9 protein-coding genes are annotated in these 12,483 nt (G+C 35.3%); all 9 read right to left on the bottom strand.

Annotated elements, in window-relative coordinates; all coding sequences use genetic code 11:
• Nucleotides 1–41: 41 nt before the first annotated feature.
• Nucleotides 42–755: a response regulator transcription factor gene (locus H2O64_RS16010; protein WP_187563224.1), complete on the bottom strand. Its 714-nt coding sequence runs from the start codon at nucleotides 753–755 to the stop codon at nucleotides 42–44.
• A gap of 13 nt (nucleotides 756–768) precedes the next feature.
• Nucleotides 769–2,349 carry a sensor histidine kinase gene (locus H2O64_RS16005; protein ID WP_187563223.1) on the bottom strand — a complete coding sequence of 527 codons (1,581 nt, stop codon included), beginning with the start codon at nucleotides 2,347–2,349 and terminating at the stop codon, nucleotides 769–771.
• An 81-nt stretch (nucleotides 2,350–2,430) separates the two neighbouring features.
• On the bottom strand, nucleotides 2,431–3,015 hold the full coding sequence (gene coaE / locus H2O64_RS16000; protein WP_187563222.1) for a dephospho-CoA kinase: 585 nt from the start codon (nucleotides 3,013–3,015) through the stop codon (nucleotides 2,431–2,433).
• On the bottom strand, nucleotides 3,012–3,974 hold the full coding sequence (locus H2O64_RS15995; protein WP_187563221.1) for a CdaR family protein: 963 nt from the start codon (nucleotides 3,972–3,974) through the stop codon (nucleotides 3,012–3,014). Before H2O64_RS15995 ends, coaE begins: the two co-directional genes overlap by 4 nt.
• Before the next feature lie 2 nt (nucleotides 3,975–3,976).
• On the bottom strand, nucleotides 3,977–4,984 hold the full coding sequence (locus tag H2O64_RS15990; protein ID WP_187563220.1) for a glycosyltransferase: 1,008 nt from the start codon (nucleotides 4,982–4,984) through the stop codon (nucleotides 3,977–3,979).
• Between the two features lie 75 nt (nucleotides 4,985–5,059).
• Nucleotides 5,060–7,930, bottom strand: coding sequence for a fibronectin type III domain-containing protein (locus tag H2O64_RS15985; protein ID WP_187563219.1), 2,871 nt, complete (start codon nucleotides 7,928–7,930; stop codon nucleotides 5,060–5,062).
• Nucleotides 7,931–8,076: 146 nt separating this feature from the next.
• Entirely contained in the window at nucleotides 8,077–9,816 is a 1,740-nt protein-coding gene (locus H2O64_RS15980; protein ID WP_187563218.1) for an FG-GAP-like repeat-containing protein, read from the bottom strand.
• Between the two features lie 21 nt (nucleotides 9,817–9,837).
• On the bottom strand, nucleotides 9,838–11,568 hold the full coding sequence (locus H2O64_RS15975) for an FG-GAP-like repeat-containing protein (RefSeq protein ID WP_187563217.1): 1,731 nt from the start codon (nucleotides 11,566–11,568) through the stop codon (nucleotides 9,838–9,840).
• A 93-nt stretch (nucleotides 11,569–11,661) separates the two neighbouring features.
• On the bottom strand, nucleotides 11,662–12,477 hold the full coding sequence (locus H2O64_RS15970; protein ID WP_187563216.1) for an enoyl-ACP reductase FabI: 816 nt from the start codon (nucleotides 12,475–12,477) through the stop codon (nucleotides 11,662–11,664).
• Nucleotides 12,478–12,483: the final 6 nt, after the last annotated feature.

The raw sequence follows: 12,483 nt of genomic DNA, 5'->3' as shown, positions 1-12,483 counted from the left end.
CTATGTTTTTTCAAGTGTTTATTGGGGAAACGCGCAGTTATTTATTCTGCTTTGTTTTTAATGACCAATCTAAATCCTTCTCCGTGAATGTTTAAGATTTCTACGTCTTCGTCTGGTTTCAGATATTTACGTAGTTTTGCTATGTATACATCCATTGATCTAGAAGTGAAATAGTTATCATCTCTCCAAATTTTGGTTAATGCTAATTCTCTTGGCATTAAATCATTTTCGTGCAAAGCTAACAAACGTAATAATTCGTTCTCCTTTGGAGATAATTTGTTTGGTTCTTCGTCGTCAAATGTTAAGAAACGAAGTTTAGAGTTTAGTTTAAACCTCCCAATTACAAATTCGAATTGTTTGCTGTCTGCGACAGAATCTGATGTTTTACGCTGCATTATTGCTTTGATTTTCATCAATAATACTTCCGAATCGAAAGGTTTGTTTAAGTAGTCGTCTGCGCCTACTTTGTAGCCTTTCATTACATCTTCTTTTAATGCTTTCGCGGTTAAGAAAATGATAGGAACTTCTGTATTTTTTTCACGAATTTCTTTCGCAAGTGTAAAACCATCCTTGTACGGCATCATGACGTCTAGTATGCAAAGGTCGTAATTGTCTTTTTTGAATTTTTCAAATCCTTCCATTCCGTTCTTTGCATGAACAACATCATAATCGTTCATTGATAAATAGTCTTTTAATACAGTTCCAAAATTCGGATCATCTTCTACTAATAAAATTTTTTTGTTTTGAATCTCCATGTTAGTTACGATATTACGATATTAATGGTAATTTGATAATGAATGTACTTCCTTTGCCTTTTTCACTTTCAACAGATACTTGACCTTGATGGTCGTCTACGATCCGTTTTACGTAAGCTAAGCCTAGTCCGTGCCCTTTTACATTATGTATGTCACCTGTGTGTTCTCTATAAAATTTTTCAAATATTCTCTTCTGTACAGATTTAGACATTCCTTGTCCTTGATCTTTTATTGTAATCTGTATATAATTTTTCACTGTTTCAGTGTAAATGTCAATTTTTGGTTCACCTTCAGTATATTTTACACCATTGTCTAAAATGTTTACCAATACGTTGGTAAAGTGTGTATCATTTGCCATGACCATTGAGTCCGTGGCATTAAGGTGTGTTTTTATATATCCTTTTTTATCTTCAACGATTAACTCAATGTGCGACATTGCATCCTCGATTAAGTCGTGAACATCCATCTCTTCCTTACTTATTTCCAACTGATTTTTTTCCAGTTTAGAAATTTGCAATACGTTTTCTACTTGTGCATGCATTCGTTTATTTTCTTCACGAATCATTCTAAGATAACGCTTTACTTTTTCTTTGTCATCAATAACTTTCGGATTCCTTACTGCATCCAACGCTAAGTTTATTGTAGCAATTGGTGTTTTGAATTCGTGTGTCATATTGTTGATGAAATCAGTTTTTATTTCTGAAATCTGTTTTTGTTTAATTAATTGATACAATGCACTCGAATATGCTATGATAATAATTAACGTAAAAACGATGGACATAATTGCCATTCCCATGATGGACGATAATACATATTTGTTTTTTTTGGGAAAACTTACATATAATGTATATCCACTTTGACGATCACTCTCTTCAAAAAGTGGAACACTATACATTCCTTCATTCGTAATTTTGAAATTATCAGACTTTATTTTTGTTGCTAATCCATCATCATATACACCAAACTCAAAGTCTAAATCTGAGTCTTGTTCATCTAAGTATCTTTGCAATAAAAAATCAAGCACTTCACTTGTTATCCGCTCATGAAGTGGAGTTTGTCGTGTCAATTCATTAATGATATCCTTGTATGCTGCCATTACTTTAGAGACATTGCTGATTTTCTTAAATTTTTGCACAGGTGAGAGTTTCACACTTGCATTGTCTAATAGATCTTCTCTATAAATGGTACGCGTTTCAAAACGCTTGTAATTTTTTATGGAGGTGCTATCGTCTTCTTTAGTACTATCAATGAACGTAGGGAAAATATTGTAATTTTCTTCTATGATACCTCTAGTGAAAATGCTTGTTTCATTATTTTTCTCGTCTCTACTTCTAATTTGAAAAACATTGGTAAGCTGTGTATCTTTTGGCTCACCAACACTGTCAATTAAATTTTGAAACTTTAAATAATATCTTCTGTCTTCACGATCAGTGACACTTTCGGATACATGTGTTAAAATTTGATTTGCATTCAACGAGAAGGATTCTTGCTTTTCTTTCACAGCAGAAGCAATCCAATATCCTTGAACAAATATGATCCCGATGAGCGATAAACTCATCAAAATGACTAGAACAACAAATAATCGTTTACTCATTTGATCAAAATTAACGTATAATCTCGGTTATAATAACTTTTTAACCAAACCTTAACAAATATGTTAATTTCGTCAGATTTTCTAGCATAACAGCGAGATTTCTTGATGTATTTTAAATACCTGTGCTCTTGCTTGAGCCAAATCTACATTATGGATAATATAATCTGAAAGTGCCATTTTTTTCTCGTCACTCCACTGATTGTTCATTCTGTCTTGAACAGCTTCTCGTGTTGTTGTATCTCTCAACAAGATACGACGAAAACGTTCTTCTATAGGTGCAACTACCGTAATAATTTTATCGCATTGTTTATAAGAATCATTTTCAAAAAGGATTGCGGCTTCTTTTATAACATACTTTTCATCACTACGTGCTTCGTACCAATCTTTGAAATGTTGTCCAACGCGCGGATGTACAATAGCATTTATTTTTTGTAATTCTTTGGGTTGATTGAAAACAATATTTGACAAATAACTTCTGTTCAACTCACCATTTACATAGGTTTCTTTACCAAAAGCAGCTATTAATTCTTTTTTGATAGCTTCGGAAGTATGCATGAGTTTTTTAGCTTCTATATCCGCAATGTAAATAGAAACACCAAGTTCATGAAACATTTTAGCAATGGTGGTTTTGCCGCTACCTATTCCACCTGTGAGACCTACAATCATTTTTTGATTAAAAAGTTTATTTTTCTGTTTTCAATGCGATGCGATTTTACTGTTTTAGGAAATTTACCCAATTTTGGAATGAAAAAAGAAGCATTGGTGTTTTCAATGTCCTTGTAATCACAATAAATTGCAAAATCGTTTGCTGTAATGTTATTAAAATCAGACACATTCGCCGTGTACGTAATTGTGACTTCTTTTGGAAATAGCTTGATCGTATAGCCTTGCGGAAGATTCTGAACACGCAATTGAATGCTTAACTTTCCTTCTGTAAACTTATCTACTTTCGCGATTGCTTTTACAGTAGGTTGCGAATATTTTAGTCGCGTAAGCGAATCATTTTTTAAAATTTTAAGCGGCAGATCAATATTTTTATTAATATCTTCTAGTTTTCTAATTTCCGTATACACAACTTTTAACTGATCTACAACATCTTCTGGCCCAGAAATTTCAATGGTTTTTGGTTCAATTTGTAAAGAGTCATAAAGATTGTAACCATTTTCAAACGCTAATTCCAATTGATGAATTACTGGAACTTCCTTTGTTTTATTTTTTCCTAATTTTAAAAATAACGTATCCGGAAAAACTTTTAATATTTCAATGTCTTGATAAATATGTTTGTTGATGGCTGCATCTGAAAGCACATAATATGTTTCGCTAGCTCTTACTTTATTGATATTTTTTAAATCAACTTCAATTTCTTTTTTGAACAATTTTTGACGCAACATCCGAAAACCTGTCGTTTTTACTTGTGCTTCAATCGTATTTTTTTGACTTCCTAATATGATTTTATCATTGGAAAGATTCGTATACGCAACCTTCATTTTGATGGTATCTGTATACGTGTCAGAAAGTCTGACCAAAGTCCACACAATAAAAGAAACGATAAAGAAGATAAAAAATACATTGATTTTTTTCCCTTTAAGTGTTTCTGTCAATAGACTTCGAATTCCTTTTATCATTGTTATTTTTTAAAAAATAGTTTTGGAAATCTTTTTACTGGCTCTTGTTTAAATATTTTCAGTGCAATGGTCGATTTTAAAAACCCAACTCCATATCCATAAAATTGAATACAAACGGCAAGCATAGCTAACAAAGCAATTTTAATACTTTTCGTTGTTCGTAATGCATCTAATAGTATGGCTACAAAATATACGCCATAAGCGATTAAAAACCAATGAAATCCTAAAAATATACTGAATACTACAGAAAGAAGCAATCCAATACAGAATATCGTTGGAAACCAATACGTAAGTTTTGCCGTTTCTGGATGCCAAAGATTTAAGATAGGACGCACCATTCCAAATTTATTGACTTGAATGTGAAATTTTTCCCAAGAAATTCTTCGTTTGTGGTATACAAAAGCTTCTGGAATCAGAATGGTTTCATAACCCGCTTTCCAGATACGAATTGTTAAATCTGGGTCTTCTCCGGGATGAATTTGTCCAAAACCTTGTGTTTTTTCAAAGACTTCTTTAGAAATTCCCATGTTGAAACTTCTTGGTTGAAATTTATTTACTGCATTTTTTCCACCTCTAATTCCTCCGGTAGTTAAAAAAGCAGTCATTGCATAACTAATTGCTTTTTGTATGGTTGTGAACGAACTGTGTGCTGCATCTGGTCCACCAAAACAGTCAACATATTGTTTTTGCAATGCTTTTGATACTTCCGTCAGGTATTGTGGTGGTAAAATACAGTCGGAATCAAATATGAGGAAATAGTTTCCTTGCGCGCGTTTCATTCCGTAGTTTCGAGAATCGCCAGGCCCTGAATTTGGTTTAAAATAATAACTAATATTCAGTTTGTCTGCATATTCATCAATCACTGCTTTTGCAGGAATTGTAGAACCATCTTCCACAATCACTACTTCAAAATCTTCTTTGCAAGTTTGCGCAGTGATACTTTGGAGTAATTCTTCTACTTCATCAGGTCTGTTATAGACAGGAACAATTATGGAGAACTTTATATGCATGCCACAAATGTAAATTAATCGCATAAAAAAAGCCACCAAATTGGTGGCTTTTATTTTTGATATTTAAAAGATTGATTATTGCTTAATAATCTTGATCGTATCCGTTACACCTTCAACAGTTACTTGTACAAAGTACGTTCCTGCAGTTAATGCTGATGTATCAACATCTTTTGATAATGCATTAGGAGAAGTTGTTAATACTTGTGCTCCTAAAATGTTATAAAACGTTACGTTTTCGATTCTTTTTCCTGCTACCAATGTCAATTTGTTATCAACTGGGTTTGGATAGAATGTGAAAGCACGTCCATTTTCAAAAGAAATCGTAGATAGTGGATTACAATTTACCATTGCTTCCCATCCTGATCTTTGTACAGAACCGTCAGATGTAAATACAAATGTTAAACATCCTGAAGGATCCGTAGATTCAATCATCATTCCTAGTAAGTCACCTGTACCAACAGCTGGAGTATCATTTAAATCCCAACACCAAACTGTTCCACCTCCTGGAGGATCAATTGTTGCTGATAATGCATCTGGTCCATCATGTATTGTTAATCCATCATAACATGCAGCTGCTCCATTATTTTCTGTACTAAATGCTGTAAATTCAACTTCTATTGTTTGAGTAGCTGGGTTATCTGGACAAATTGTATAGGTAATATTTTCACCCGCTGAGTAATCTCCACTAGCTCCACCTGAATCTAAGAATATTCCATTCGTACAATCTGGTGGTACAGCTACATACGGTGTAGCGAATGAAAATGGTCCAGCCCAAGCTGATGTTCCATCAACACCACAATCTGCTTGTACATAAAACTGGTATGAGTTATCTCCAACTAAACCAGTAGCAGCATAAGGATTTGCAACGCCAGAAGCAGTTGGAGTCATTGTTTGTGTTCCACCTGCAGTAATATCTACTAATTCGATGTTCCATAAAGTAGCTACTCCGTTTTCTGTCCAACCTAAATCAGCACTTGTTTCCATAATATTGGTTGCTGTTAACGCTGATGGTGTAGGACATGTTTCTAATGTTGTGAATGCAAATGGTCCAACCCAATTAGAAGTTCCTCCTGGTCCACAGTCAGACTGTACATAGAATTCATAGTTATTATTTTCTGTTAATCCTGTTGCCATATATGGGTTTGCAACGCCTGTAGCTGTAGCAGTTCCTGTTACAGTTCCTCCAGCAGTTACATCAACTAATTCAACATTCCATAATGTAGCTGAACCTGTTTCAGTCCATCCTAAATCAGCTGTTGTATCAGTGATAGCAGTAGCAGTTAATGTAGAAGGATCTGGACAACTTGGTAATTCTTCTAAAGAAACATCATCAATAGCGATGTCATCATAGAAACTTCCTGAATCTGCAACTGAGAAACGTACTTGTGCGTCTCCTGTAAATGTTAATCCACTTAAGTCTACTACTTTTTGTTCCCATCCGGCTACAGTGTTTGTATTGTATGTTCCAACTACATTCCACATAGCTCCATCCCATACACTAACTGTTAACGTTGCGTTAGGATTTCCTTCATTGTTACTAATTTCATAGAAAATAAGTGCTGGTGTTGTTAAACCAGAAACATCAACAAAAGGAGATGTTAATTCAGCATTTGCTGCATCTGGTGTAGAATCATCTACTACTGCGTAGAAATTCCCTGAAGGCGTGCTTCCTGTAATTGTTCCACCGTTACCAACATGGTTAGGTCCAGCAGTATTAAATAACCAGTTTTCATCTCCTCCAAGTGTCCAACAACTTGGTACTACACCTGCATTTTCGAAGTCTTCCGAATATGGTGCTGTAAACGCTGTACATGCAGTCGTAAATGCGAATGGTCCAACCCATGTAGAAGTTCCATTTGCAGCACAATCTGCTCTTACATAAAATTCATAATTATTATTTGGTGTTAAACCTGAAGCACCATAAGGATTGGCAACGCCAGAAGCAGTTGGTGTTCCTGTGGCAACTCCAGCAGCAGTAATGTCTACGATTTCAACGTCCCATAATGTTTCTCCTGCTCCAGCAGTCCATCCAAGGTCTGCAGTAGTCGTTAAAATATTCGTAGCTGTTAATGCACTTGGAGCTGGACATGCAACCGTAGTTGAAAATGCAAAAGGTCCAACCCATGCAGAAGTACTTCCTCCACAATCAGCTTGTACATAATATTCGTAATTATTAGAAGGTGTTAATCCTGTAGCCATATATGGATTTGCAACGCCAGTAGCTGTTGCAGTTCCTGTTACAGTTCCTCCACCAGTAATATCTACTAATTCAACATTCCATAATGTAGCACTTCCTGCTTCTGTCCATCCTAAATCAGCAGAAAAACCGTCAATATTAGTTGCAGTTAATGCCGATGGATCTGGACATGATGGTGGTGCCGCAGAAACAATTGTTGGTGAAGTTAAACACCAACCCCATTGCCATCCGCCTTGATCATCATATGTAAAACGATATTGGAATCCTGACAATTGTGTTGCTGTATATCCTGCAATATTGATTACTGCAGTTGTATACGCTGCTGTTGCAGCACATGTTTGGAAATCTGTATTTGTAGAGTTTCCAGCAAACGTTTGAGCAGCTGACCAAGTCATTGCATCCGCATCATAGATTTCGATGTTTAATACATCTCCTCCAAGTTCTCTGTATACAAAGTCACCACTAATAGTAATCCATGTTTCTCCTGCTCCATTAGCAGCAGTTAAATCGATTACTGGTGATGTTGCTTGAATATCATCAGCCGAACCGTTACCAGCAGCATCGTCGTCAAAGGTAAAAGTAGTGCCAGCTACTGTTGGGTCAGATAGTAACCCTCCTGCTGTAAACGTACCTGATAAAGTCCAGTTTGCGTTAGGCCAACTTGCGGCTTGGTTTAATGTTTGTGAGACACCTATATAGGTACCTAACAAGAACATTACCATAAAAATTTTAAGTGTAATTTTTTTCATAAAAAGTCTGATTTTTTGTTAGTTAGTTGAATATCAATTTAAAGAACCACCTTTTTTTTGAATCAACCACGGAAATATCGACAAACGAACACTTATTGTCGACAAAACACACAAAAAAAGGGCTTTCTTACAGTATATATTTAAGATTATTTTAACATTATTTTTTTAGTATATACTGCTGTTTTTCCTAAAATTTTAAGCAAATAATAACCTGAAGATAAGTCGGCTATATTGATATATTTTTGCTCAGTGATTTGTCCATTTTTTACACGTATTCCTTTACTGTCAAAAAGAATGTATTTGTAGTCTTCATTTGTATCAAAATTAATCCAAATTTTTCCCGTTGTTGGGTTCGGATATACTCGAATTTCGTTTTTTACTTGAAACTCTTCGGTACTTAATGGATTACTGCCTTCAATAATATTAATTTTTTGGTTTGATGTTACATTGTATAGAATGTCTTGCATTCCACTTAACCATGTTATTTTTACATAATCAATATTGGTATTTGCTCCTATTCCAAAAAATTCTGTATCTGAGTTTTGTCCTAGATAACCTTCTCCACATAGTGTATATCGATATTGAATTTGTCCACCAGCACTTATTTCTATTCGTGATCCAACACCTTGTTTGTTACTTGTAGTACCTTCTAGGTCAACCTTCAACCAATTATTCGTTGAAGTTGTTTGATTTTTCCAAAGGAAGATATTGTCTCCTCCATCATTGTTTACTATGATTTCGGGAAAACCGTCATTGTCAGTATCGCCTATTGCATTTCCATAACTTACACGTGTATCTCCAACAAAACCAACACTAGTATTGGATAGTGTGAATGCACCATTGTTATTATTTTCATAGAATGCCGCAGAAATTAAACTCGGAATGCTTCCATCCATAGCGCCACTTACATATAAATCTAAATCACCATCATTTTCTGCATCCAAGAATACGGATCCCCAACCTACACTGTTGAATATTGTTCCTGATTCAAAAGCATCATTTGTAAAAGTACCATTTCCATTGTTTGTGAATAGCACATTTCCTGGAGGACCATTGGTTACGTAGATATCAAACCATCCATCATTGTTATAATCACCGATAGTTGTTGACATTGCGTCTATGGCAACATTGGTTCCTGAGCTCTGCCCTATTTCAGTAAATGTACCATCGCCATTGTTACTGTATAATAGGTTTTCTTGAGATACTTTATCGTTCGCAATGTATATATCTTGCCAACCATCATTGTTGTAATCAAAGAATGCTGCACAGAATGATAAATGACTTCCTGTTCCTATTCCTGAAGTTATACTTACATCCGTAAACGTACCATTTCCATTGTTTTTGTATAAGTAGTTTGGTGTTGCTAAATTGATGTCTCTATTGGATATAAACACATCTAAGTGACCGTCATTGTCATAATCGCCCCAAGAAGCACCATACGTAAATAGATTTACAGTAGGCAATCCTGAAGTTGATGTGATGTCGGTAAAAGTAGTTCCATCATTTCTATAAAGTTTGTTTCCACTCACATCACTTGTGATGTATAAATCTTTATCGCCATCATTGTCAAAATCAACCCACACGACTTGCTTTTGATTTGAATTGTTGTTTGGATTTAGTGTCGATTCAAGCGAAAACGTTCCGTCTCCATTATTTTTGTAGATTTTTAAAGGGTCGCCACTTTGTGTTGCTATCGTGATATCATCCCATCCATCATTATTAAAATCACAAAAAGAAATTCCTCCACCCAAATAGATGGTTCCTCCACTGTCACCAACTCCTAAGGCAGTTGCTTGATCCTGAAAATATACTTGCGCATGAAGATTTAGGCTAAAGCCAAATAGTAGAAATGAAAAAAGAAAGTATCCTATTTTATTTATTGACATTACGTTATTGAATTGAGGGGATTATTTTACTATTATTTTTTTGTTGAATGTACTATTTTCTTCTGTAATTTTGAGTACGTAGTAACCCGAAGCGAAGTTAGTGATATCTATATATTTTTCCTGAGTTACTTTTCCGTTTTTTACGAGTATTCCTTTAGTATCAAAAATAGTGTATTCATAGTTTTCATTTGTATTTGAATTGATCCAGAGTTTTCCCGTAGTTGGGTTTGGATAGACATTGATGATGTTTGCCGTTTCAAATTCATCCGTACTTAATGGACTACTGCCCTCTACGATATTGATGAGTTGATTTGGGGTTACATTGTATAAAATGTCTTGCGCGCCACTTAACCAGGTTACTTTCAAATAATCGATCACTGTATTCGTGCCAATTCCAAAGAATTCTTTTCCTGAGTTTTGCCCAAGATAACCTTCACCACAAACCGTATATCTGTATTGAATACTAGCGCCACTTTTGAGTTCAATAGTAGCACCAATACCTTGTTTATTACTTGCAACACCTTCTAATCCTACTTTGAGCCAGTTGTTTGCGCTTGTCGTTTCGTTTTTCCATAGAAATATATTGTCTCCACCTGAATTGCTAACGACAATTTCGGGAAAACCATCATTGTCAGTGTCTCCAATTGCGTTTGCGTAACTTTCTCTGTTGTCATTGGCAAAACTAGCACTACTTTCTATACTGAATGTTTCGTTTCCATTGTTTGTGTAGAGCGCAGCAGCTAGAAAACTCGGATTACTTCCATCAAATGAACCACTTACGTATAAGTCAAGATCGCCATCATTTTCAGCATCTAAGAATACAGATCCCCAAGCAATACTGTTAAACATAGTTCCTGAACTCGCTGCAATGTTGGTAAAGGTTCCATCGCCATTATTTAGCAAGAAGTAGTTTCCATCAATTCCATTAGTTACATAAATGTCAAACCAACTATCGCTATTGTAATCGCTAATGGTAACAGACATCGCATCTATTGAAATATTTGTTCCAGACGCAGCACTTACATCTGTAAATGTGCCGTCTCCATTGTTTTTGTAAAGTATGTTTGGATTCGGTAATTTATCATTTGCAATATAAATATCTTGCCAACCGTCATTATTATAATCAAAAAATGCGGAACAGAATGATAAGTGGCTTCCTGTACTGATTCCCGCAGTATTACTAACATTTGAGAAGGTTCCGTCACCATTATTTTTGTAGAGATAGTTTTGCTGTGGTGTAATTTCTCCTCTATTACAAAGAAATACATCTAAATGTCCATCATTGTTATAATCGCCCCAAGAAGCACCATAATTATCTTGAACTGCCGTTGGCAATCCGCAAGTAGTTGAAACATTAACCAAAGTAGTGACATCATTTCTGTATAAACGACTTCCGCCTACATCACTTGCAATGTATAAATCTTTATCGCCATCATTATCATAATCAACCCAAACGACTTGTTTTTGTTGCGTATTATTGTCTGGATTCAGGGTAGTTTCAAGTGAAAACGTTCCGTCTCCATTGTTTTTGTAGATTTTTAATGGATCACCAGTTTGTGTTGCAATCGTGATATCGTCCCATCCATCATCATTAAAATCGCAAAAAGAAATTCCACCACCTAAATAAATTGTTCCACTATGATCTCCAATACCTAAAGCCGTTGCTTGATCTTCAAAATACGACTGCGCATGTAGATGTAAGCTGAAAAATGATATTAAAACGAAAGGAGAAAAGTGTAGTAATTTATTCATATACAATTTTTTACACAGTTAAATATACTACTTTTTTCCATAAAAAAAACCGCTAAGGGATTAGCGGCATTTTTTGTACTATGAATGGTATTTTTATTCTTCTGTGAATCGTTCAATGACTTCCTGACTTACGCCTGTGTTAGAAAATCCTCCATCATTGTATAAGTTTTGCATCGTAACTCTCTTTGTTAAATCAGAGAATAATGTTACGGTATAGTTTGCGCAATCTAATGCAGTTGCGTTTCCTAATGGTGACATTTTTTCGGCGTACGAAATAAATCCGTCAAATCCTTTTACACCTTGACCAGCTGTGGTTGGAGTTGGCGATTGTGAAATGGTGTTGACACGCACTTTTTTGTCTTTCCCAAAGAAATATCCAAAACTACGCGCAATAGATTCTAAGTACGACTTGTTGTCTGCCATATCATTGTAATCTGGGAATGTACGCTGTGCTGCCATGTATGTTAACGCCACAATACTTCCCCATTCGCTCATTGCGTCTGATTTGTAAAGTGTTTGCATTACTTTGTGAAAAGAAACCGCAGAAATGTCCCAACCTTTGGTTGTCCAATCGTAGTTCATATCTGTGTAATGTCTTCCTTTACGAACATTTACAGACATTCCGATAGAGTGCAATACAAAGTCAATTTTTCCACCTAAAATCTCCATTGATTTGTCAACTAAGTTTTGAAGATCTTCAAGGCTTGTAGCATCTGCAGGAATAACTTCTGAACCTGTTTGCTCAGCTAAGTTTTTTATGGTTCCCATACGCAGTGCTATTGGCGCATTGGTTAATACAAATGTTCCGCCTTCTTCATGAACACGTACAGCAGTTTTCCATGCAATAGAATTTTCGTCTAAAGCACCAAAGATGATTCCTCGTTTGCCTTTTAATAAGTTATATGACATGCTTGT

The sequence above is a fragment of the Kordia aestuariivivens genome, assembly GCF_014397005.1.
Taxonomy (GTDB): domain Bacteria; phylum Bacteroidota; class Bacteroidia; order Flavobacteriales; family Flavobacteriaceae; genus Kordia; species Kordia aestuariivivens.
The sequence above is the reverse complement of the archived record's forward strand: the minus strand, read 5'-3'. Positions and strand labels throughout refer to the sequence as shown.